Source organism: Arthrobacter sp. 01T419 (genome assembly GCF_056398865.1).
The window spans coordinates 437,673-460,664 of record NZ_JBFTQF010000005.1 but is presented as its reverse complement, the minus strand read 5'-3'; the positions used below and the strand labels follow the sequence as shown (position 1 = coordinate 460,664).

Genomic DNA, 22,992 nt, shown 5'->3' with positions numbered 1-22,992 from the left:
GGCGGGCGTTCACGACGGCGGCACGGGCCGCCGTCGTGGACCGTCGGGTGCTATTGGACGTGCTGCGCTTCGGAGGTCACCGGGACAACCCCGCTTTTGCTGTGTGCTGCATCCTCGGGATCCGTGAGGTCACGGTTCAGGGTCTCGGGGGTCATCCGCGTGGCGATGAAGCTGATGAGCATGGTCGCCGACATGTAGATCGCTACGGGAAGCCATGAGTTGCTGAACATGCCCAGCAGGGCAGCGCAGATCATGGGAGCGATGCCTCCGCCGATGATGGAAGAGAATTCGCGGCCCAAGGTAACGCCTGCGTAGCGGTAGCGGCTGCCGAAGATCTCAGGGAAGTAGCTCATGTGCACGCCCACCACGCCTTGGCACGCCAGGACGAATCCGACCACGATCACCAGGACGATGGCGACCGGCGAGCCGGTGGTCAGGAGCAGGAACGCAGGGGCGGGGAAGAGGATGAGGGCGCCGGTGATGAGGGAGACAACGCGCCTGCGTCCGATCTTGTCTGACAGGGTCCCGAAGGAAACGGCCGCCACACCTCCACAGAGTGCACCGATCAACAGCACGGGCGGGATGAATTTAGGGTCCGTCCCGACTACCGAGATCAGGTACGAAGCCATGAACACCTGGATGGTGTAGGACTGGGTGCTGACGCCGAGGTTCATGAGGATGACGCGCAGGACGTTGGCCTTGCCGTACTTGGCAACTTCCCTCAGGGGTGCCGGGGGCTCCGTGCGGGCCTGCTTGATTTCCTCGAACACCGGTGACTCGTCCAGCTTGCGCCGGATGACCAGCGCGGCGATCGTGACGAAGATGCTGGAGAGGAAGACGAGCCTCCAACCCCATGTGAGCATGTCGTTGGGTGCCAGGGACTGGGCTGCGATCCACACGAGTGCGCCCAACGCCGTTCCGGCAGCGGCGCCAACCATAATCAGCGAGGCCAGTTTGCCTCGGGTTCCCGGGGCGGCGGATTCCGTGAGCAGCGTTGCGCCACCTGATTGTTCGGCGCCGGCGCCGAAGCCTTGGGCTGCGCGGCAGAGGCACAGGAGGACCGGGGCAAAGAGCCCGATCTGGTCGAAGGTCGGCAGGAGCCCGATCGCCAGCGTCGCCCCGCCCATGAGAAGCAGGGTGACCACCAGGATCCACTTGCGGCCAAGCCGGTCGCCGAAGTGGGAGAAGAAGATTCCGCCGAGTGGCCGGAACAGGAAGCCGACGGCGAAGGTGCTGAAGCTGGCCAGTAGTGCCGCGGCGGGGGAAATGTTGGGGAAGAAGAGCTTGCTGAAGACCAGCGCCGACGCCGTTCCATAGATGACGAAATCGTAGAGTTCCAGGGTGGTGCCGATGAGTCCTGCGACGGCGGCCTTCCGGACCTTGCTTTGGTCCACCGGTGTGGGTGGCAGGTTTGCTGCTGTGGTCATTTCCATACTCCTTTGAATGGATGTCCGCTGGCCCGTTCGTGAGCCGAGTCAGTAAGTGATGAGGACTTTGAGATTGGTGGGGTCTGTCACCGGGGCCGCGAGCGCGGCCGCGGCGTTGGTGAGGTCAAACGTGGAAGTGACGATGGACCGGAGGTCCACAACTCCCGATGAAGCGAGCTGGATCGCCGTCGGGAAGGCGTTGGCGTACCGGAACGCGGTCACGAGGTCGATTTCGTAGCGTTGGAGGAATCCGAGCGGGATCCCGTTCACGGTGGGCCGTGCTTGGCCGACCACCGTTGCCCGGGCAGCAGGGGCCAGGGTTTGAATGCCATCGGCCAGGGCGCGGGTATTGCCGGAGCACTCGATCAGGCGATCCAAGTCCTTCAACTCCAAGGCCGTCACTGAGGTGTTGATGGCCTGAGTGGCGCCGAACCGGGCCGCAACAGCCAGGCGGTCGTCGTTGACGTCTGTCACAATGATCTCCGACGCGCCGCGGGAGGCCGCCACTTGCGCCACGAGCAGGCCGATCGGCCCTGCGCCTGTGATCAGGACCCGGTGTCCGGCCTGGACCTGCGCCCGTTCAACCGCCCAGACGGCGACGGCGAGCGGTTCGATCGCTGCCCCGATGTCGGCCGGGATGTTGGCCGGAAGTTCGTGAAGGGCAGCCTCGGGCACCACCACGTGGCGCGCGAACAGCCCGTCAGTCGGCGGAGAACCGAAGCACGTCCCCGTCGGACAGAGGTTGTAGCGCCCGGAGAGGCACGTTGGGCAGTTCCGGCAGGGCAGCGCCGGTTCAATCACGACGGCGGTGCCCACAGCGATGCTGGCTGCCTCACCGGCTGCGACGACGACGCCTGCACCTTCATGGCCGAGAACCGTGGGCTGGTGAAGGACGTTGGTGCCGTTGCGACCGTCGGCGAAATAGTGCATGTCCGAGCCGCAGATCCCGCCGGAGCGCATCTCGACCAGGACATCGTTCGGTCCGAGGGACTTCAGGGATTTCTGTTCGATGCGGAGATCTCCTGCGCCGTGCAGAACGGCCGCTTCCGTGGTCAGCGGGAGAGAGGATCCGTCGGCGCGGCGGACTGCTTGGGTGGTCATCGGATGCTCCGGATCTGGGCGGGAAGTGAGGTTGACTCGGCTGCCGCGTTTGCGGCGGCGAGGGGTCCTTGCCGGTGGACGATGTCGATCAGTTCACCGGTGCGGCGGATGAAGTCTCCACGGGTCGCGAGTTCGTCACCTAAGAGATGGTGTTCGCCGAGTACCTTGGCGGCGAGGTCCCGTCCGGAGGAGGATCCCGCTGCGAGCTCCTGGAGTGTTTCCCGCGCGGGGTCTTGCATTTCGTTGGCGTGTTTGCCGGGGTCGAAACCCTGGAGGGGTGCGATGCATGACAGATATGCGGCCGTGGTGAGGGCGAGGTAGTGGGGCACCGCGCCGGCGTCGAGCATTTCCAAGGCTGGAACCGGGATCCGCTGGCGGAGTTTGACGGAACCGTCGCTGCCCACCTGGCTGGTCCGGTGCCCCAATGCCGAGTTGCGCCAACGCGAGAAGAGCTGCTCCACGTAGGCGTCGACGTCGACGGCGGCGGGTACAGTCACGCTCGGAAGGTACTCATCGCGGAGTACGCGGCGGGCGGCTGCCTCGATATAGTCCGTGCCCGTGGCATCCGGAATGGTCGCTGCGCCGGACAGCGCTCCGAGGTAGGCGATCAGCGAATGGGTGCCGTTGAGGAGCCGGACCTTGAGCTGCTCGTACGCCGCGACGTCGTCCGTAAAGATGGCCCCCGCAGCCTCCCAGGCCGGGCGGCCCGCGATGAAGTTGTCCTCTAGGATCCACATTGTGAAGGGCTCGGCAGGTACGGGGATCTGGTCGGCGTAGCCGAGTTGCTCGGCGACAAGGCTACGGTAGTGGTCTGTCGTGGCGGGTACGATCCGGTCCACCATGGACGACGGGAAGGTGACGTTGGCACCGATCCAATGCAACGTTTCGGCGGCTTCAGCCGTCGGCAACAGTGATGCGAATTCGCGGACCAGGCGTTGGGTGTGGTGCCCGTTGTCTGCGAGGTTGTCGCAACTGAGGACCGTCACTGGTTTGCCGTGGGTCCGGGCCCGCTGCTGGAGGCCCCGGACGATCTGCCCGATCGGCGTGCGGGGGACTGAGCTGTTCGCGAGGTCGTGCTGGACGTCAGGATCGGCAACGTTCAGCGAGCCTGTTGCCGGGCTGTAGGTGTAGCCGTTTTCGGTGACCGTCAGAGACACGATGCGCGTGGTCTCGGCGCCAATGGCGGCCACGACGCGTTGAGGGTCCTTTGCTGCTACGAAAACGTCCGTATGCACGCGCGGGGTTGAGAACCTGGATCCCTCGGGCGAGATTTCGACGACCGTGTAGAGCATGTCCTGGGCGTGCATGGCATCGGTGATGGCTGAGGAACGGCTGGAAATCCCGATGATTCCCCAGTCGCCGCCCTGCGCCGCGATTGCGGCATCCGTATAGATTGCCTGGTGCGCTCGATGGAAGTTTCCGAAGCCGAGGTGCACGATGCCGGGAGCAGGGGCGACGGTCCGGCGAAGGATTCCGGAGGTTTCCGCGTTCAGCTGCGGGAGGCTTGACGTGACCACGATTCACCAGTCCTTCATGGAGCCGTCGAGTTCCCGGGCAATGGGTAGGTAGGCCTGCGTGTAGGGGAACCGGGCTGCGGCGTCTTCATCCACGTGGACACCCAGGCCAGGCTCGTCACCGGGGTGCAGGTAGCCGTCTTCGAAGCGGAAGCTTGATTGGAAGACCTCGGACACCAGGGGGTCGTAGCCCATGTATTCCTGGATGGCGAAGTTGCTGGTGGCGAGGCCGAGGTGCAGTGATGCGGACAGGTTGATGGGGGAGACGTCGGAGGGGCCGTGGGGTGCGCCCTTGATCTGGTAAACCTCGGCGAGAGCCAGGATCTTGCGGACGTGGGAGATGCCTCCGGCATGCACCACGGCGGTGCGGATGTAGTCGATGAGCCGTTCAGTGATGAGCAACTCGGCATCCCAGACGGTGTTGAAGACTTCCCCGATAGCGAGCGGAATGGTGGTCTGCTGTCGCAGCGTGCGCAGCAGCCGCTGGTTCTCGGCGGGGGTGACGTCCTCCAGCCAGAACAGGTCCACGTCTTCCAGGGAGCGGGCAAGCCGGGCTGCCTCGGTGGGGTTGAGGCGGTGGTGGACGTCGTGAAGCAACTTGAGCTCGGGTCCGACGTGCTCACGCACTGCGGAGAGGATCTTTGGTGCGTGGCGCAGGTAGGCGGAGGTGTCCCAGTCTTCTTCGACAGGTCCGGCGCCGCGGCCCGCGGGTTCGTAGCTCGCGGCGCCTTTGGTGACGCCGTAGACCTTGTCGAGCCCGGGGACACCGGACTGGGCACGGACGGCGCGGAAGCCTTGTTCGCGGCGCTGGTCTACCGAGTCCAGCAGTTCCGGCAGGTCCCAGCCGGTGGCATGCGTGTAGGTGAGGATCTTGTCGCGGGCTGCGCCGCCCAGGAGCTGGTAGACCGGAACACCGAGGGCCTTGCCCTTGATGTCCCAGAGCGCGAGGTCGACGGCGCCGATCGCGGCCATGGTCACCGGGCCACGGCGCCAGTACGCGCCTTTGTAAAAGTATTGCCAGGTGTCTTCGATGCGGTCTGCGTCCCTGCCCAGCAGGGCCGGGGCAAGGTGATCGCGGAGGTAGCTCGCGACGGAGAGTTCGCGGCCGTTGAGGGTGGCGTCACCCCACCCGACGATGCCGTCGTCGGTAGTGATCTTGAGGGTGACGAAGTTGCGGCTCGGGCTGGTCACCAGGACGTCGACGTCGACGATTTTTCGGGTCATCGGGAAATCACTACATTCTTCAGGGTTTCGTTTTTGGAAAGGCGGGTGATGTTTTCGGCGATCTCGAGTGCGCGGCTGCGGAAGGTCTCTGCGGTGACGCCGGAGGAGTGCGGGGTCATGATGATGTTGTCCAGCCGGCCGAAAGGAAGTGTGGACGGTTCACCGCGGCCGTCAGCGCCCGGGTATTGGTACCAGACGTCTATCGCGGCCCCCGCGATCCGCCGGTCTTTCAGCGCTTCGTAGAGCGCGGGTTCGTTGACGACGGGTCCGCGTGCAATGTTGACGAGCAACCCGTCCGGGCCAAGGTCGTCGAGTTCAGCTGCACTGATGATGCCGGTGGTTTGCTCCGAGAGCGGAATGCTGACCACGAGGATGTCCGATTCACTGAGTGCCTCGCCAAGCCGTTCGGTAGTGCCGGCCCAGCGCAGGGAGTTCGCTTCCGCGTCGACGCTGCCGCTGCGGGTGATGGAGATGCCTTCGGCGCCGAAGGCCTTGAGGAGCGACCATGCCGCCCCCCCGATGTGTCCGAACCCGAGGAACGTCACCACGGCACCGCGGAGTGTTTCGGGCTGCCGGATCTCGGAGGAGTAGACCGAGGATGACCAGACGCCGCTCCGAAGTGCCGCGTCCTGGCCGATCAGGTTGCGGCGAAGGGCCACCAAAACGGTGGCGATGTGTTCGGCAATGGAACTTTCGTGGTGGAAGGTGTTCGCGCAGACGGCCCCGACGGGCAAAGCGGAGGCGTCGATGCCGTCGTAGCCGGCACCACCCACGTGCACGAGCCGCAGATTGCTGGCGGCCGCGCCCATTGCCTCGGTGAAGCGTGGCCCGACGTAGACGTCGGCATCTTTGAGGTCGGTGAGTACCGCATGCTCGCTCCAGCTGTCGTGCCAGGAGGTAAGGGCACCCTCGGGGAGCGCGGCCTCGAAAGTGGAGCGGTGGGGCATTAGGTTGGGGTCTGCGATGACGATTCTCATGGTTACTTTCCCTGGAGGGCTTGCTCTGCGGTGCGCGCAGCAAAGGTGGAGCCACGCACAATGAGTTGTGAGCTGAGGTGGACGGCTTCCGTCGCGGTGGGCTTTCCGGCCATCTGCTCGAGGAGGAGCTCGAGGCTGAGGGCGCCGCTTCGGTCAATGGGTACGCGGACAGAGGTGAGCCCGGGTTCTGCCGCGGCGGCGATGTCGAGGTCGTCGATGCCGACAACGCTGATGTCCTCGGGGCAGTGGTAGCCGAGGGTCCGGGCGCCGGCGAGCATGCCGATGGCGACCAGATCGTTGTATGCAATAACTGCGGTGGCGCCGCTGGCGACCACCGACGCCGCCGCGGCTAGTCCGCCGTCGACGGTTGCATTCTGGTTCCCCACGGTGACGAGTTCGATGCCCCAGTCGGCGCAGAAGCGGGTGATCGCGGCAAGTCGTTGGCCGTTGGCCCATGACGACGCAGGTCCGGGGATGTAGGCGAGTTTGCGGTGGCCGAGGGCGTAAAGGTGCTCGACGGCCTGGCGGATTCCTTCGCCGGCCTCCATGAGCACCCGTGCCGCGTGCTCGGCCTCGCCATTGATGACAACCAGCGGAGCACTCCCGGCGAGCTCGTGTATCTGTGCGGAAGGCAGCCGGGGCGAGCAGAGGATGATGCCGTCCACGCCCGTCGCGAAGGACTCAAGGTGGGCCCGTTCCCGGGAAGAGGATTCCGAGGTGTCGGCGAGGACCATTCGGTGGCGGCCGTGCCATGCCTGGTCCTGGATGGCCTTGATCAGGGCCGCGAAGACTGCGTTGGAGATGTCCGGGACGATGACGCCGAACGTTCGGCTGCCCGTGACTCCGGGCGCGTCGTAGCCCAGCTGCTCGGCCGCGGCCATGACCTTCTGCCGCGTTTCGGCTGCCAGGCGGCCGGGGTCTCCGAATGCGCGCGACGCCGTTGCCAAGGATACCCCTGCCAGCTTTGCGACATCCGTGAGTTTTGCCGACATCTGTCCTCCAGTTGCTTCGTTGAAACCTTGTCCTGCAAGTATGAAAATGCTTGTACAAGTTTGTCAAGAGTTTGCATGAGGTTGTTGGGGCTCCCGGGTTGTCTGGACCCGTTGAGCGTCGCGTAGTCGCGGAGTAGGGTGGCCCCACCGCCAACTCGCACTATTTGATGAGGAACGACCATGCCACATCTGAGACTTCGACTGGCCACCATGACGGCAATACTTGCGCTGAGCGTGACGAGCGGCGCCGTCGCCAGTCCTGCGTTTGCCGATCCGCGCCAGACTGAAAAGACCGCTACCGCCGCCGGATATGGCGGTGCGGTGAGCACCGTTGACCCTGAGGCATCCGCCGCCGCGATCGAGGTGCTTCGCAAGGGCGGCAACGCAGCCGACGCCGCCGTCGCAGCGGCCGCGACCCTGGGCGTCACCGAGCCGTACAGTGCCGGGATCGGAGGTGGCGGCTACTTCGTGTTCTACAACGCGAAGACCGGCAAGATCGGCACGATCGACGGCCGCGAAACCGCCCCCGCGGCCATGACGCACGACGCATTCATCGATTCCGCCACAGGCAAGCCGTATAACTTCACCCCCGAACTCGTCACGAGCGGCGTCTCCGTGGGTGTCCCCGGAACCGCGGCCACTTGGGAACGCGCACTGGACCGCTGGGGTACTTTGAGCCTGGGCGACGCCCTCCAACCCGCCATCAAGGTCGCGACGCGAGGTTTCGTGGTCGATCCCACCTTCCGCCAACAGACACTCGACAACAAGCTCCGCTTCGCGGCGTTCAGCTCCACGAGCAAGCTGTTCCTCCCGGGAGGCGACGCACCCGCCGTCGGAAGCGTCTTCCAGAACCACGACCTCGCCGCAACGTACCGGCTCCTCGCGAAGCAGGGCACCAGCGCCTTCTACAGCGGCCCACTCGCTGCTGAGATCGCAGCAACAGTCCAGGCGCCGCCAAAGACGGCCACCACCACGCTGCCGATCCCCGTGGGGCACATGACCACCGAAGACCTCGCGGCGTACAAACCCCTGGACCAGGCGCCCACGCACGTCGACTATCGCGGACTTGACGTGTACGGCATGGCCCCGTCGAGCAGCGGGGGCACCACGGTAGGCGAGGCCCTGAACATCCTGGACACCGTCAACCTTTCGGAAATGTCCAAGCCCGCTGCCCTGCACTACTACCTTGAGGCGAGCGCGCTCGCTTTCGCCGACCGTGGAAAGTACGTGGGCGACCCAGCGTTCGTTGACGTTCCCACCGCCGCGCTCACTGACCCGCTGTTCGGCAAGGAACGCGCCTGCCAGATCGACCCGCTGCACGCGGCCACGAAGCCCGTCGCACCGGGGGATGTGTCCGGGTACGACGGCGTGTGCCCGGCTTCTGCTGCCGCGCTCGCCGATGAGAAGGACACGGAAAACATCTCGACGACCAACATGACGGTCGCGGACAAGTGGGGAAACGTGGTTGAGTACACACTCACCATCGAGCAGACTGGTGGATCGGGCATCGTCGTTCCAGGGCGGGGGTTCCTGCTCAACAACGAGCTGACCGATTTCTCGGCCGTCTACAGCGCTAGCGATCCCAACCGGATCGAGCCGGGAAAGCGCCCGCGCTCCTCGATGTCGCCGACCATCATCCTCAAGGACGGCAAACCGTTCCTCGCCCTCGGGTCACCCGGCGGATCGACAATCATCACCACCGTGTTGCAGACCATCCTGAACAGGGTGGACCTTGGCATGAGCATTTCTGACGCGATCGCCGCCCCGCGTGCTTCACAACGGAACACTGCCAAGGTCACTGCCGAGCCGGACTTCATCAAGGCATATGGGAGCCTACTGACACCGTATGGCCATCAATTCACGCCATCCGGTGACGCTTTCACCTCAGCTGCGGAAATCGGTGCGGCAACAGCGATCGAGTTCAGGCCTAACGGGCGCATGATCGCCGCCGCCGAGCCGGTCAGACGGGGAGGAGGCTCGGCGATGGTGCTGAACCCGTCTCGATGAGCCGGAACCACCGGACCTCGTCCATTCGGTCCGCTGTGGTGCTGACGCCAAGGGCGGCCCTGGGGTAACTTGTCCCCATGGCTACCGAAGCAACTACCCTCAACGTTGACGGGCCGAACGGTTCCCGGGAAATGCGGATCTCCAGTCCCAACCGGGTTCTCTGGCCGGAGGTGGGCCTGACCAAGCTGGACCTCGCCCATTACATTGCTGATGTCGGGGAAGCATTCATAGCGGCGAACGGGGACCGGCCGGTCTCCCTGCAGCGCTTTTCGGACAACATAGACGGAGAACAGTTCTTCTCCAAGAATCCGCCGAAAGGAACCCCAGACTTTGTCCGGTCGGTAAAGGTGATCTATCCGAGTGCGCGATCGCATCCCCAATTGGTCCTCGACGAGCCAGCCGCGGCCGTGTGGGCCGTCCAAATGAACACGGTGGTCTTCCATCCGTGGCCGTCACGCGCCGAAAACACCGATAACCCCGACCAGTTGCGGATCGACCTGGACCCGCAGCCCGGAACAGATTTCGACGACGCGATTCCTGCCGCGCTTGAGCTGAAGAACGTGCTTGCGGAGGCCGGGCTGACCACCTTTATCAAGACCTCAGGAAACCGGGGACTTCATGTCTATGCTCCGATTGAACCCTCGCATGAGTTCCTGGACGTTCGGCATGCCGTGATTGCCGCCGCCCGGGAGCTCGAGCGGCGGATGCCGGGCAAGGTCAGCACGGCTTGGTGGAAGGAAGAACGAGGCGAACGGGTGTTCGTGGACTTCAACCAGGCCAACCGCGACCGCACCATAGCAGGCGCCTACAGCCCGCGCGCGCTCGCTCATGCGCCGGTCTCATGTCCAATCACTTGGGAGGAACTGGAAACTGCCAACCCGAAGACCTTCACCATCCTCACCGTGCCCGGAAGGCTGAAATCCGTGGGGGACCCTTGGGGTGACATGAACTCCAAAGCAGGGAAAATTGACCTCTTGCTTCAATGGTGGGAACGCGATCTCGGGGCCGGGCTCGGGGAGCTGCCGTTCCCGCCCGACTACCCGAAGATGCCGGGTGAACCACCGCGTGTACAGCCAAGTCGAGCGCGCAAGCATGACTGACCAACTACGCCGTCCCAAGGTGCGGCGCCACGCGTCATTGTGAGGATAGTCACGATGGGACAAAGGTGGAAGAATGAGGGCTGGACCAAAACGGCCGGCGGCGCATCTTGCCTGCTGAGACCCAGGTGAGTCCCCCAGTGCGCCGTCGGTCCTGACGTTGTCGGCCTCTTACGCCGCGCCGGTCCATCTCGGCGCGGCTGACGCTCGCCGGAGTTCCTTGGCGCGGGTGCGGAATCCGTCTGCGGCCTTCCGCGGTTCGTGATGTGCCTGGGGACCAGCACCGTGGGGAACCGCGCTCGGACGAACGGTCGCGGCGGGTTCGCGTACGACGGCCGCCGGGCAAAGGTCGGTGACCAGTCCCATACCTGCACACTCCCGCGCAGCGGCGATGCCGGCGACAACCGCGGGCTTGTCCTCGAACGGCGCCGAAACAGCGATGACCGCTCCGTCAGGTGATTTGATGCGGAACCTGAAAAAGGACTCCCCATCAATAAACACTTCAAATATGCCGGCCACTGCTACCTCCCGGTCTGCGGATCCTGCTCAGTAGCGACTCCACTACGAGCGGGACGGAGCATCACTGCATTCCGCGTCCGCTGCTCTGATTGAACAACCACCGTGAACCGTCTTTCACGTGATATTCAGTCTGTGCTGGCTGCGTTGAGGCTAACAAGACCGCGTGAGTAAACCCTGTGTAAAAAGTGTGCAACCCCGGGCGGGTCAATTGCCGTTGGCCCGGTTCATCAGGTGCTCAAGCAGGGCTAGTTCCGGGAACCCGGGGTGTCGGGCAATGCTGGACCTGAGTTTTGCCCTGAGGTGTTCGCCGCTCGGCTCGGTTCCGCTGAGGACTTCGCTGATGATGTCCTGCGCTTGCTCACGCAGGCCCGCCAAGCTGTCACTGTCGTCCCCGGGAACCAGAACCGGTTCCGGTTCGACAAGCGGGTCTTGAGACTCCAAAGGTTCCGACACTGCCAGCTCCTGATATTTCATTCCGGCGAGTTCCGGCTGAGTCCGGAATTCACCCTCATCCACTCTAGATGGTAATGAGGGCGCCCGGATTGTTCATCGCTTGCGGATCAGAAGGATGAATATGGCTTCGAAACGACGGTTTGTGACGCGAAACCCATGGCGGATGGCTGGGCCTTTCCTTGGGGCGCCAGCTATCCCGCCCGGTGAAGGCGAGATAGCGCGCGGCATTTGATTTGCTCTTTCGTACCAATCATGGTCCAGGGCAAGAGTGTCCCCCGGGTTGGGCCGGATGGCGGCGCGGCTGTCGTCGACTGTGGCGCGCGCCCTGAGAGTCTAGATCCGAGCAGGGAACGACGACGGCGGGCGTGCGGGTGCGCCACGCTGGCGGTCGCACCGTTGCTTGTCAGTCCATGACCAGGTCGCGCGCAGCAGCAGCGATGTGGCGTGCGGAAATACCTGCGGCGTTGAGCAAGTCCTTGGGTTCGCCGGAACCCGGAAGTTCCCTTACGGCAAGCAGTGCCAGATGGAGCTTGGGAGTGTTGGCACTCGCGAGGGCTTCGACGACGGCCGAACCAATGCCGCCTTGGGCGTAGTGGTCCTCTGCGACAACAATCCGACCATCGGTTTCGAGGCACGTCCGGCGCAGGGTGTCGACGTCGATCGGCTTGACGGAGTAAAGGTCGATCACGCGGGCTTTGATTCCCGACTGGGCCAGTTGCTCGGCCGCTGCGAGGCATTCGTGGAGTGTGACGCCGGCGCCGATGAGCGCCACCTGGTCGTCCGGGCCGGCTCCGTGGACCTTGCTTCCGCCAAGGGGAAATTGTTCGTCCGGACCGTAAATCACTGGATAGGCTCCACGAGTGGCACGCAGGTAGGAGATTCCGGGGTTGTCTGCCATGGCGCTCACGAGTTGCGCTGTGGACGGGGCGTCGGCCGGGTACAGCACCGTGGAACCGTGCACCGCCCGCATGGCGGCAATGTCCTCCAGGGCCATTTGCGAAGGACCGTCCTGCCCGATTTCTACACCGGCGTGCGTGCCGACGAGACGGATGCTCACCTCAGAGACCCCCGCCATCCGGATGAAGTCGAACGGACGCGAAACCAGGAACGCAGCGAAACTTGAAGCGAAAGCCACATATCCGCGCACCGAAAGGCCGATGGCTGCGGCAACGAGCTGCTGCTCGGCGATGAAGATTTCGAAGTACCGTTCCGGGGCTGCCTCCTTGAAGTCGCCGGCATGTGTTGAGTTTCCCACCTCCCCGTCGAGGACCACCACTTCGGGGCGGACCGTGAGCGCTGACACGGCGGCGCCGAAGGCGGCCCTGGTGGCGACTTTTTCGCCAACGTTCCAGTGTGGAAGCGTGACTGTAGCCTGGGCGTCCGCCGTGATTGCCGGTGTGCCGGACTCCGGAAGACGGGTGGTCACGTGGACGCTGCTTGGCCCTCCAAGGCCCGCTATGGCTTTCTCGGCCATGTCCGCCGGGAGCGCCTTGCCGTGCCAGCCGTTCTGGTCTTCGATCTCAGGTACCCCTTTGCCCTTGATCGTCTTGGCCAGAATGACCGTCGGTTTGTCAGGCTCGCTCCGGGCCCGGCTCAGGGCGTCGTCGATCTGGCCAAGGTCATGACCGTCGATGATGATTGCCCGTGCCCCGAAAGCCTCAACCCGCCTGGCGTAGGCCTCCATATCCCACTGAAGTTCGGTAGGGCCGTCCTGGCCAAGCCGGTTGACGTCTACGACGGCGGTGAGGTTGCCGAGCTTGTAGTAGGCCGCCTTGTCGAGGGCCTCCCAGATGGACCCTTCAGCCAGTTCGCTGTCTCCGCACAACACCCAGGTATGGAAGGGCAGCTTGTCCAGGTAACGCCCTGCGAGGCTTACCCCGACTGCGACCGGCAGTCCTTGTCCCAGCGAGCCGGTAGCCACCTCGACCCAAGGCAGAACCGGAGTCGGGTGGCCCTGAAGCCGGGCACCAAACCGGCGATATGTGTTGAGCAGCTCATCTTCATCGACAACACCAACGGCCCGGTACATCGAGTAGAGGAGCGGGGAAGCGTGCCCCTTCGAGAAGATCAGGTGGTCATTGTTCGGCAAAGACGGGCGATTCCAGTCGTAACGTAAGTGCCGCGTGAGGAGGACGGCCATGAGATCCGCGGCCGACAAAGACGAGGTGGGGTGGCCTGAGCCGGCACGAGTGCTGCACCTGATGGAGTCCACCCGAAGTTGCGTGGCCAGGGACCTGACGAAATCGGCTTCTCCGGTCTCCAGAGGCGCAGGGGATATTCTTGGATCTTTTGTCACGTCAGTTGCCTTCCATACACTCAGGGCGGCCGTTTTGTCCTGACTATTCGCCGCGACTTATTCGCCCCGCGGGAGAGCCCAAGTGCTGAGACTCCCTGTGCTTCCTCTAACCGCAGGGCCCTTCAGTACGACTCTTCGGTGTCCCCATTCTTATCAAGGAACTCCTCTGGACACAGGGCTACGTCCGGCTCTTCCTGCCGCTGATTGCGCCATAAATCAGCAGTACTACTACCGAGCCACCGATGGCGAGCAGCCAAGTCCGTACCGAGAAGAATTCCTGGAGGCCGCCACCGAAAATCAGGCCGCCTATCCACCCGCCGAGGATGGCGCCCACGACCCCCAAAAGCATGGTGATCAACAAGCCGCCGCCTTGCCTGCCGGGAATCAGCAATTTGGCAATTGCACCCGCGATGAGTCCCAGCAAAAGAAATCCTAAAAATCCCATCACTTTCTCGCTTCCTTGAAGAGAAATTCACCAATTGGTTGTCGAAATTACCCGGACCAGAGTGATTCCCGAATGGCCTACTCGATCGTGCGGGGCGGTTCTCCCAGAGGGTGGGTAGGCGGGAAGGGCAAGCCCGGGTCCGGATCGGGGACCGGGGAAGGGCCTGGCTCAGGCAGGGGAACCGGCTCGGGGCTTCCCGGGTGAGGCCCTGGTTGGGGTTCGGGGCCCGGGGTCGGGACGGGAGTTGGCCCCGGCTCAGGCAGCGGCACCGGCTCCGGTGTTGGGGTTGGGCCGGGTTCCCTGGTGGGATCCGGGTCTCGCGTTGGATCGGGAGGGAATTCGCTCATTGTTTGCTCCTCGAATCGTGAATGGATCAAAGCCGGGCTAGCGTCAGAGCCGGCCCGTTCGCTAGCCGGCCCTGACGGTATTTCGGCCTATGTACCCGGCTTGGTCTCGATATCGCGCCGCTCAACATCCCGATCGTCGGCGGGAACAGTGGGCGGCTCCTCTGTGGTGTAGTCGCCCTGGATCCCTTCAATGGGGACATCCGGGACCCTTTCCGCACCGTAGTCGCCCTCGGTGTACTGGCCGACGCGCGGGTCCTCGTTTGCGGCGGCGGGCGCCGTCAGATCAGGGTCGATGGGTGGTAGTTCGGAGGTGGTCTCGACGCCGGACGCCTCCCCGCTGTCATCGACGTCGCCACTGGCCACCGTGCCTCGCCAGGCGCCCGTTTCCTGGCCCCGTGCCTCGATGAACTTCTTGAACTTGTCCAGATCGGCAGAAACCCTCAAGTCGTCGATGCCGACGAGCGCGCCGGTCTTCTCGGCGAAATTCTCCGGCTCCCATTCGATCTCAACATTGACTCGGGTGCGATCCGGGCCCAGAGGTTCGAAGCGTACAGAGCCTGCGTTCCGGGGACCGTCAATACTTGCCCAGCTGACTAGCGAATCCGGAACCTGCTCCAGGATTTGGGCGTTATAGTCGCGCTTGACGCCGCCGACGTTGGTGGAGAAATGCAACGCGGTATCGTCGATCTGTTGGACCGACTCAACGCCCTTCATGAATTCCGGGAAAGTCTCGAACTGGGTCCACTGGTTGTATGCCACTGATACGGGCACTTCCACATCAATTGCTTGGTTAACGGTAGCCATGTTCATGCTCCTTTGGGTTGTCCTCGGTTGATCCGGTATTCGACTCGTCCAATTCGGCATCGGCTGACGGTGCAGAGGCCAAACCGTCGCTGACCGCTTCCGATGTCGATCCGCTTTCGCTGTCCTGGGGTTTCGCCTTCTGGTCGCCGGGTCCTGCTGTTTCTTGTTCCGGCGTAGGAGTTCCATAGCCTCCTGCTACCTCTTCCTCGGCTGAGTGCTCTTGGTCCATGTCCATGTCGTCCTTTCCGATGTCCAGCCGACCGAATTCGTCAACGGCGCGTTCCACGATGGATTGGCAGAATTCTTCGGACCGGGCGTCGCCCGGGAGGGGCAAGGCCCTGGTTCCCGCCTTCCGGATCCAATCCGTCGTGTTCCGGGCGTCCTCGGCTTCTTCCGGTAAGTGGGAGAACGCAACGTCCGCGCCTTCCCTGGCGAAGGCGATCCCCACGGCTGCTCCGATCCCGGAGTCACCCCCTGTGATGAGGGCTGCCTTGTGCGTCAAGCGGCCGTGGCCCGCGTAGGAATGCTCGCCGTGGTCCGGAGCCGGATCCATCAGGCCGGTCAGCCCCGGCTGCTTCTGTTCCTGCTGGGGGAAGGGTCCCGAGTGGTAGCCAGAACGTGGATCCTTCGGCGGGGAAAACTGGGCGATATCGGCCTGTTCCACTCCAGCTTGCTGCGATTCTGGCTGGTTCATGATCACCTTCTTCGTCGGCTTTCATCCTTCGCGTCAGCTGCTACGACATCGAAACTAGTAGCCCGGGCGGACTCTGTCCATGGATTCGGGAAAATTGATCAGTAAACTTACTATGTCGATCGACGCAGGCTTGGATCGGCCCGATTTCCAGCTCCCGAATCAGGGATTCCGGTTATCGGGGCCCGCGCCTGATTTTGGTTCCAGTCGGCTGTACTTGGGAGACCAGGACAGCAGGGGGTATAGCAGCACCAGCGCCGCGAGGGCCAGGAGGATGCCGGCGCCAGCAGCAGTGCCCGCTTCCGGACCGAGGACAACGCTGAAGATTAGCCCCGCGCATCCCGCGATCAGCAGGGCGACGCAGGCAAGGACGGACTTGACGATTTTGTCCCCTGCGGCCACCAGGCGCGATTTGACGTGGTGCTGGAAGAGCCTGCGATGCAGGCTGACCGGCACCAGCATCAGTCCGGTAGTCATTGTTGCGAGGACCACCAACACCAGGTACAACCACTTTTCCAGCTCGGTCAAGGTGCCAAATCGCTGCTGGAATGGAAGAGTCAGCAGAAAGCCTCCGATAATCTGGACGCCGGTCTGCAGCACACGCAGTTCTTGGAGCAGTTCGTTCCAGTTGCGGTCCATCCGCTGGTCCTTCGACTCATGTCGAGTGTCGCCCTGCGGCACGGGCGGCAACGGATCCTCCGACTGGGTCATGATGGCTTCGGCAGCTCGCAACCTGCCGCAGGGTTCAATCCCATGTAATTCAGTGGACCGGCAACGATGTTCAAAGTAATCGTCGCGAACTGGGAACACTGCGCGGGAACCGCATTGAAGTAGCCACGCTGGCCGGCGGCTACCGCTCCTATGACGAGCCAGATCACCACGATCAGCCCGATAATCGACCCCAATCGCATCTGCCCTTCGACCAACCTCTCATCAATCCCGGATATCATCAGCTTACTTATAAAGTGGCATTGACAATAGGCTCCGGGTCGACCGCCATCGGCGACTGTCGCCGTCGTCCTCGTTGTGCGTCCGGTCAGTGTCCACTGTCTAGGATCGGAAGCGGCACCCGGTGGATGGAGGCGGGGTGGAAACTCACATAGGGACGTCGGGGTGGAGTTAAGTCCACTGGGAGGACGTGCTCTACGCAGCGGGAACTCCCTCGCGCAACAGGCTCGGATACTATGTCGAGCAGTTCGACACCGTTGAACTCAACGCCAGTTTCTATCGCTGGCACGCGAAGCATCTTTTGCCAGCTGGCGGCAACGGCTACCTGGAGGGTTCCTGCTCTCGGTCAAGGCTCCCCGTGGCCTGACCCACGGAAAGCGTCTCCACGCCCCGGAAGCCTGGGTCGAATGGATCAAGTCGGCGTGGCACGAACTTGGGGCGAGGCGTGGTGTGCTGCTGGTCCAACTTCCTCCCGACATGGAACGCGACGACGCACGCTTGGCCTATTTCCTTGACCTGATCCCCGAGTGGATAGAGGTCGCCGTCGAATTCCGCCATGATAGTTGGCACGACGGCGCGGTTTACGCCATGCTCGAGCACCGCCACATGGCGTACTGCGTCATGAGCGGGGCTCAACTCCCTTGCGTACTACGTGCCACAGCGCCGTTCGTCTATGTCAGGATGCACGGACCGGACCGCCACAACCTTTACGGCGGTTCGTACTCCGAGCAGGACCTGCGCTGGTGGGCGGAACGGATTGTTGAATGGGAGGCAGCGGGCAAGGATGTCTTCGTCTACTTCAACAACGATGGCGGCGGGAACGCGGTCCGTAATGCCCAGACTCTCTGCGCATTCCTCGGCAACAGTTAGCTCCGGGTTCGGTGGTCTCATGCCACTTGGAGGGATGAACCATGGACCGTTTCGGGCAGTTGTTGGGTACGGTGGATTTCATGGGCCAAACCAAGAAGGTCGAGATGTCATCTTCATCACTGATGACGGTGATCTTGGCCTTTGCGGCAAATCTTCTTGTCGCCACGGCAAAGACATTTGCTGCCGTGATTACCGGGTCCGCATCCATGATCGCCGAGTCTGCCCACTCCTGGGCTGACACCGGAAACCAAGTCTTCTTGCTAATTGCTGAGAGGAGATCTTCGAAACAGCGGGACGTAGCCCATCCGATGGGCTATGGCAGGGAAGCGTACGTGTGGTCGATGTTCGCCGCCTTTGGCTTGTTCACCGCGGGTGCCGTGGTATCCCTGATGCACGGCATCCAACAGGTTTTCGCGCCGGAACCGGCGGGTGACTTCCCGGTCGCTTATGTTGTCCTCGCCATCGCTTTCGTGCTGGAAGGAGCCTCGTTTATTCAGGCATTCCGGCAGGCCCGCGAGTCGGCAAAACGGCTCGAACGCCATACTTTGGAGCAGGTGCTGAAGAGTTCGGATCCCACGATGCGCGCCGTCTTCGCGGAAGACGGTGCCGCGTTGATAGGCCTGGTCATCGCGTTCATAGGTGTCTTCTTGCACCAACTCACCGGATCACCGTTGCCGGACGCTCTCGGATCCATTTTCGTCGGCATTCTTCTCGGTGCTATCGCGGTGGTGCTGATTGATCGCAATCGTAGGTTCCTCGTGGGTCAAGGCGTCACCCCGGAGCTTGAAAAGTCCATGGCGCTCCGGTTATTGGAACACACGGAGATCGAGCGTCTGACGTACTTGCATTTGGAATTTGTCGGGCCACGCAAGCTCTACTTGGTGGCAGCCGTGGATATCAAGGGAGATCTCCGCGAGCATGAGGTAGCCGTGGCCCTGCGCCGTGTGGAGCGTGAACTCGAGGACCACGAGACAGTGGAGGAGGCAGTGTTGACCCTCGCTACTGCAGACGAACCAGCGTTGACGTTTGAGACTGGTGTTCGCCCGAAAACCACCAGGTAACAGCACCTCCGGCAATAGCCGCTTCCGGGGTGACCCCTTCCTGCGTTGAAAAACAGGTACACGCCACTCGCGCCACGCTGTACACAAGGATGTTGACTCAAGAAACCAACATCCGCGGCCTGACCGAGGACGGATCCTTGGCGGCCAGCCGCGCGCCATGGACGTCAGGGGGAACGGGAATCGGTGCCGGGCCGAGGACAACGCAGTCAACGTCGAGGAAGGCTGGAAATGGACGGGCAACAATGGATCTGGATCGTTGTGGCGATCGTGGTTATCGCACTGGTGGTCGCCGTCGTGGTTTTTGGTCGCCGTGCAAAGAACGCGGTTGACCGCAAGCGTGCCGCGGAACTCCGCGAACGAGCCCGCACCGACGCCCTCGGAGCACACGAGCGCAGCGCCGAGGCTGCCCGCGCAGAGGCCGACGCTGCCCGGGCGGAGAACGAGGCGGAACGGCTGCACAAGGAGGCCATGGAGAAGCAAAAGGCTTCCGAGCGAGCCAACGAAGTCTCGCAAGACAGGCTCCGGCGCGCGGAAGCCCTCGACCCTGATGGCGGCAATCCATCGGATAGGCGTGATACGTCCTCCGACAGGCACGACGACGAAAGCGACGAATAAGGCCTGAACAGCCGATAGGCCGCGGTCTGATCGACGCTTTAGGCAGCGGTCACGCGCCCCCGGCCGTAGGTGTGGTTTGAGGTTGTTCTGCCAGTTCCTGGGTGGCGGCCCAACTCGCGAGGAGGCGCAGTGCGTCTGCAGAGGGCGAGCCAGGTTCTGCCGGATAGATGAACAGCGAGAGGCCGGTGTCCGCTGAGAGCTCCATCGCTTCGAACAGCAGACGGAGTTCGCCCACCACGGGGTGGTGGAAATGCTTGAATCCGCTGTAGTGGCGGCGCACGTTGTGTGCGGCCCATCGGATCCGGAATTCGTCGCTGCGGGTGGAGAGCTCTCCAACGAGGTCGCTCAGACCGCGGTCGAATGGGTCCCGGCCTGCCTCGGTCCGAAGGATGGCCACCATGTTGTTGGCTGCAAGTTCCCAGTCCGGGAAGAACCGCCGCGCTCGCTCTTCATCAAGGAAGATGAAGCGAGCGTAGTTCGCCGGCCGGGCTGGATTGACGTACATCTCTGAGTGCAAGGCATGGCCGAGCCTGTTGGCGGCGAGGATGTCCATGCGCGCGTTGCGAACAAGTGCCGGCGCGTCGGTGATGGCGTCGAGGGCAAACTGGACGCTCGGCCGGACGTGTTGCGGTGCCGTTCGCCGCTGTCGCTTGCTTGTTCCGGCGGTGCGGGCCAGATCGAACAAGTGCGCACGCTCGGCCTCGTCAAGTTGCAGAGCCCGGGCCAGTGCTTCCAGGACGCTTTCGGACACTCCGGCAAGGTTTCCGCGTTCGAGCCGCGTGTAATACTCAACGCTTACTCCGGCCATGGTCGCGACTTCGCCGCGGCGAAGTCCGGGTACTCGCCGATTGCCGCCCGACGCCGGTACCCCCGCCTGATCGGGCGTGAGCTTCGCGCGCCGGGAGGCGAGAAAATCGCGAACGTCATTCCGATTGTCCATGCGATCAACGATAGTTACGATCGTGCGCGTTGAGGGAGTCCCTGCCCGTACCTCTATCGGCAAAGGCTTCCGACGTCTAGAAAATGTGGAAGTCGCCGGCGTCGGCGTTCGCGGACGGGTACACCACGGGCTCCCGCCCCAATTCAAGCAGGACGTCGTTGATGCTCATCTGCCCGTCCAGTTGCACGGCCGGGACGAAGGCGGTTTCGGATTCGACTTCAGCGGTCATGGTTCGATCTTATGTGCGGCGGGGCGCGCGGACGCGCTGAACACGCGGCCTTCAGGGTAAGACGCCGAGGGGTGCCTTATGTTCGGGCTCACGGCTTCTGGGATGCAGCCGCGGAGGGGGAGAGGTCGGACAGCGAAAGCGGATGATTCGGCGCCTCGGGGAAGGGGTAGCTGGTAGTCACCCCCAGGTCCGGACTGACGTGGACCAGTGCGCCGGCATCCAGCGGACTCCACCCCTGGTTGTCATCCATCGGTTCGGTGGCGATGAGGACGTGCCCCGAAGGGGAGAGATCCTTGCTGTGCGCGCGGATGCGGGAGCTCCGCGCGTCGAGGGGAACTGCCTCGTCGGGGCGGGCCGGCAATCGTTCCAGAATGTGCAGCTCGTGCGTGTCCGGGTACCTGACCGCCCACAGTTCGGTCGCCGTCGTCAGGATGAAGTTCAGGCTGAACAATGGAAGCTCGGTGGCGATCCAGCTGATCGCCTGGGTGATGCCTTTCCCGACGTTGCCGTCTGCACGTCGGCTCTCGGCCGTGATTAGCGCGAAGAGGCGCTCGCTGTCGGTCTGACCCTGCACCAGATCCGCAACTCCGAATTCAGCCAACCGATGATCCAGCCGTTCAAGATCGGCGAAGGTGCCGTTGTGGGCGAACAGCCGCCCGTCCTGCTCGAAGGGGTGGGTGTTGACCATGGTGTGCGCGCCGGTGCTGGCATACCGCACATGGGCCAGGAACGTCGTGCTCTTCAGGACCCGTGCCTCACGCGCGAAGGCGTGGTCCTCCCATGCGGCGAGCGGCTGCTTTGCCACGTGGGCGTTACCGTCCGCGTCAAAGGTACCGATGCCGGCGCCGTCGGGCTCGCGCCGGCTCTGGTCAGCGAGACTGTCCGGTGCGTCCAAGAGCCAGAAGGTGGCCCGGACTGGCTGCGAACCGGCATGCAAACCGAACAATCGGCACATGGGCACTCCTTGCATAAAGCTGCTGGCTAGTGGTGGAACGCCTGTGTTTGCCCACCGGCGGGCATTGGCGCGGTGAGGCCATCCAAATAGGCAACCTCCTTTTTGAGATCGGACAGAAAACTGGATGCGAGGTCGCGCGTGAAGCCATTGCGGACAACGATCCTCTGGACAGTAATCTCGCTCAGTCCCTCGGGCATCGGGTACGCGCGGACGAGCCACCCATTCATCCGGAGCCGCTCGGACAAGTGGTGAAGGTTCCAGTTCTCCGTGTAGCCGTCAGCGAGTTGCCAGGCAAAGACCGGGATGTCCGATCCGTTGCTCCACAAAGTGAATGACTCCATGGCCCCTATTTCACTGGAGAGATACAGCGCCACGTCCTGGGAGGTTGACTGAACGGATTTGTATCCCTCGTATCCGAGGCGGAGGAACAAGTAGTACTGCAAGAGCACCTGAGCGCCGGGGCGCGAGAAGTTCAGGGCGAAACTGGGCATGTTCCCACCCAAGTAACTGACGTGGAAGATCAGATCCTCGGGGAGCGCCTGCTCATCCCGCCAGATGACCCATCCAAGGCCTGGATAGACCAAGCCGTACTTGTGGCCCGAGGTGTTGATCGAGGCAACCCTTGGCAAACGGAAGTCCCACATAGTCTCCGGATGTAAGAAAGGGGCAATCATGGCACCAGATGCGCCGTCCACGTGGATCGGAATATCCAGGCCGCGCCGTACCTGTATGTCGTCCAGCGCCTCGGAGATCTTTTCGACAGGTTCATAAGCCCCTGTGTAGGTGACGCCCATGATGGCCACAACGCCAATGGTGTTCTCGTCCACATACTTGTCCAGTTCGTAGCCGTCAAGCACCGGGTGTTCCTTCGACACTGGAACGTACCGGGCTTCCACGTCCCAGTAGTTGCAGAACTTTTCCCAGCACACCTGCACGGCAGAGCTGAGGACCAGGTTGGGTTTGTCCGTCGAAAGGCCAGCCGCCCGCCGTGTGTGTTGCCAGCGACGCTTCAAAGCCAGGCCGCCTAGCATGCACGCCTCCGATGAACCGATCGTTGAAGTCCCAACGGACTTGGCGGGATCGGGCGCGTTCCACAGATCTGCGAGCATGCGCCAGCAACGGGTCTCGATCAACGCCGTCTGGGGGTATTCGTCCTTGTCGATCATGTTATTGTCGAATGTCTCGGCGTAGAGCTTGGACGCTTCCGGTTCCATCCACGTCCCGACAAACGTCGCGAGGTTGAGCCGGCTGTTCCCGTCCAACATGGCTTCGTCGTGGACAACTTGGTAAGCAGTCGAAGGCAAGGACTCGCCGTCCGGAATCGTGAAGCGCGGGAAGATGCTCGATTCTCCCGGCCGGCTGAACACCGGATTCAGCTCAACTGCAGTCTCGGGTTCATGGGCTGATGTTCGGTGTGACCTGTTGATGGTTCGCTCCTTTGACTCGCCACGGCGCTCGCCGTGGGCGGTGCCACGGCCTG

21 protein-coding genes and 2 pseudogenes are annotated in these 22,992 nt (G+C 63.1%); 5 read left to right on the top strand and 18 right to left on the bottom strand.

The features are described from left to right. Window positions 1-50: 50 nt before the first annotated feature. Genes AC1DLO_RS11175 through AC1DLO_RS11150 form a run of 6 tightly spaced genes read right to left on the bottom strand, consistent with a single transcriptional unit; the run spans window position 51 to window position 7,235 of the window. On the bottom strand, window positions 51-1,427 hold the full coding sequence (locus tag AC1DLO_RS11175; protein WP_476889795.1) for an MFS transporter: 1,377 nt from the start codon (window positions 1,425-1,427) through the stop codon (window positions 51-53). Window positions 1,428-1,475: 48 nt separating this feature from the next. Continuing rightward, window positions 1,476-2,528 carry an NAD(P)-dependent alcohol dehydrogenase gene (locus tag AC1DLO_RS11170; protein WP_476889794.1) on the bottom strand — a complete coding sequence of 351 codons (1,053 nt, stop codon included), beginning with the start codon at window positions 2,526-2,528 and terminating at the stop codon, window positions 1,476-1,478. Beyond that, window positions 2,525-4,045, bottom strand: a complete 1,521-nt coding sequence (locus AC1DLO_RS11165) for a mannitol dehydrogenase family protein (protein WP_476889793.1) — start codon at window positions 4,043-4,045, stop codon at window positions 2,525-2,527. The genes AC1DLO_RS11170 and AC1DLO_RS11165 overlap by 4 nt, the downstream gene beginning before the upstream one ends. A 3-nt stretch (window positions 4,046-4,048) precedes the next feature. Next, window positions 4,049-5,266, bottom strand: a complete 1,218-nt coding sequence (manD, locus tag AC1DLO_RS11160; RefSeq protein ID WP_476889792.1) for a D-mannonate dehydratase ManD — start codon at window positions 5,264-5,266, stop codon at window positions 4,049-4,051. Then, on the bottom strand, window positions 5,263-6,243 hold the full coding sequence (locus tag AC1DLO_RS11155) for a 2-hydroxyacid dehydrogenase (protein ID WP_476889791.1): 981 nt from the start codon (window positions 6,241-6,243) through the stop codon (window positions 5,263-5,265). Before AC1DLO_RS11155 ends, manD begins: the two co-directional genes overlap by 4 nt. A gap of 2 nt (window positions 6,244-6,245) precedes the next feature. Beyond that, complete coding sequence (locus tag AC1DLO_RS11150) at window positions 6,246-7,235, bottom strand: LacI family DNA-binding transcriptional regulator (RefSeq protein ID WP_476889790.1); 990 nt, start codon at window positions 7,233-7,235, stop codon at window positions 6,246-6,248. A gap of 180 nt (window positions 7,236-7,415) precedes the next feature. Here AC1DLO_RS11150 and ggt point away from each other — a divergent pair, with 180 nt between their 5' ends. Further along, entirely contained in the window at window positions 7,416-9,242 is a 1,827-nt protein-coding gene (gene ggt / locus AC1DLO_RS11145; RefSeq protein WP_476889789.1) for a gamma-glutamyltransferase, read from the top strand. A gap of 77 nt (window positions 9,243-9,319) precedes the next feature. Beyond that, entirely contained in the window at window positions 9,320-10,342 is a 1,023-nt protein-coding gene (ligD, locus tag AC1DLO_RS11140; protein WP_476889788.1) for a non-homologous end-joining DNA ligase, read from the top strand. A gap of 168 nt (window positions 10,343-10,510) precedes the next feature. On the opposite strand, the gene AC1DLO_RS11135 is transcribed toward ligD, so the two are convergent. The 8 genes and pseudogenes from AC1DLO_RS11135 to AC1DLO_RS11100 all read right to left on the bottom strand — a co-directional run bounded on the left by AC1DLO_RS11135 (window position 10,511) and on the right by AC1DLO_RS11100 (window position 16,844). Continuing rightward, on the bottom strand, window positions 10,511-10,858 hold the full coding sequence (locus tag AC1DLO_RS11135) for a YegP family protein (protein WP_476889787.1): 348 nt from the start codon (window positions 10,856-10,858) through the stop codon (window positions 10,511-10,513). Between the two features lie 204 nt (window positions 10,859-11,062). Beyond that, window positions 11,063-11,311, bottom strand: coding sequence for a hypothetical protein (locus AC1DLO_RS11130; RefSeq protein ID WP_476889786.1), 249 nt, complete (start codon window positions 11,309-11,311; stop codon window positions 11,063-11,065). Between the two features lie 403 nt (window positions 11,312-11,714). Further along, entirely contained in the window at window positions 11,715-13,607 is a 1,893-nt protein-coding gene (locus AC1DLO_RS11125; protein WP_476889785.1) for a transketolase, read from the bottom strand. A 178-nt stretch (window positions 13,608-13,785) separates the two neighbouring features. After that, window positions 13,786-14,052: a GlsB/YeaQ/YmgE family stress response membrane protein gene (locus tag AC1DLO_RS11120; RefSeq protein ID WP_476889824.1), complete on the bottom strand. Its 267-nt coding sequence runs from the start codon at window positions 14,050-14,052 to the stop codon at window positions 13,786-13,788. A gap of 434 nt (window positions 14,053-14,486) precedes the next feature. Further along, a complete protein-coding gene (locus AC1DLO_RS11115) occupies window positions 14,487-15,203 on the bottom strand; it encodes an SRPBCC family protein (RefSeq protein WP_476889784.1) in 717 nt (238 codons plus the stop codon). Window positions 15,204-15,450: 247 nt separating this feature from the next. Then, window positions 15,451-15,897 (bottom strand): annotated as a pseudogene (locus AC1DLO_RS11110) (SDR family NAD(P)-dependent oxidoreductase); the annotation flags it as partial. A gap of 159 nt (window positions 15,898-16,056) precedes the next feature. Further along, window positions 16,057-16,605 (bottom strand): DUF6328 family protein, encoded by a 549-nt coding sequence (locus tag AC1DLO_RS11105; RefSeq protein ID WP_476889783.1) that lies wholly within the window; start codon window positions 16,603-16,605, stop codon window positions 16,057-16,059. After that, complete coding sequence (locus tag AC1DLO_RS11100) at window positions 16,602-16,844, bottom strand: hypothetical protein (protein WP_476889782.1); 243 nt, start codon at window positions 16,842-16,844, stop codon at window positions 16,602-16,604. Before AC1DLO_RS11100 ends, AC1DLO_RS11105 begins: the two co-directional genes overlap by 4 nt. Window positions 16,845-17,032: 188 nt before the next feature. On the opposite strand from AC1DLO_RS11100, the pseudogene AC1DLO_RS11095 reads away from it, so the two are divergent. The 3 genes and pseudogenes from AC1DLO_RS11095 (at window position 17,033) to AC1DLO_RS11085 (ending at window position 19,388) form a co-directional block, all read left to right on the top strand. Next, window positions 17,033-17,712, top strand: a pseudogene (locus AC1DLO_RS11095) (DUF72 domain-containing protein). 80 nt (window positions 17,713-17,792) lie between these two features. After that, complete coding sequence (locus tag AC1DLO_RS11090; protein ID WP_476889823.1) at window positions 17,793-18,773, top strand: cation diffusion facilitator family transporter; 981 nt, start codon at window positions 17,793-17,795, stop codon at window positions 18,771-18,773. A 228-nt stretch (window positions 18,774-19,001) separates the two neighbouring features. Next, window positions 19,002-19,388: a hypothetical protein gene (locus tag AC1DLO_RS11085; RefSeq protein WP_476889781.1), complete on the top strand. Its 387-nt coding sequence runs from the start codon at window positions 19,002-19,004 to the stop codon at window positions 19,386-19,388. Between the two features lie 49 nt (window positions 19,389-19,437). Here AC1DLO_RS11085 and AC1DLO_RS11080 read toward each other — a convergent pair whose 3' ends face one another. The 4 genes from AC1DLO_RS11080 to gad all read right to left on the bottom strand — a co-directional run bounded on the left by AC1DLO_RS11080 (window position 19,438) and on the right by gad (window position 22,939). Beyond that, window positions 19,438-20,328, bottom strand: coding sequence for a helix-turn-helix transcriptional regulator (locus AC1DLO_RS11080; RefSeq protein ID WP_476889780.1), 891 nt, complete (start codon window positions 20,326-20,328; stop codon window positions 19,438-19,440). Between the two features lie 76 nt (window positions 20,329-20,404). Then, window positions 20,405-20,557 carry a hypothetical protein gene (locus AC1DLO_RS11075; protein ID WP_172465612.1) on the bottom strand — a complete coding sequence of 51 codons (153 nt, stop codon included), beginning with the start codon at window positions 20,555-20,557 and terminating at the stop codon, window positions 20,405-20,407. A gap of 88 nt (window positions 20,558-20,645) precedes the next feature. Then, on the bottom strand, window positions 20,646-21,512 hold the full coding sequence (locus AC1DLO_RS11070) for a class II glutamine amidotransferase (RefSeq protein ID WP_476889779.1): 867 nt from the start codon (window positions 21,510-21,512) through the stop codon (window positions 20,646-20,648). Window positions 21,513-21,538: 26 nt separating this feature from the next. Further along, on the bottom strand, window positions 21,539-22,939 hold the full coding sequence (gene gad, locus AC1DLO_RS11065) for a glutamate decarboxylase (protein ID WP_476889822.1): 1,401 nt from the start codon (window positions 22,937-22,939) through the stop codon (window positions 21,539-21,541). Window positions 22,940-22,992: the final 53 nt, after the last annotated feature.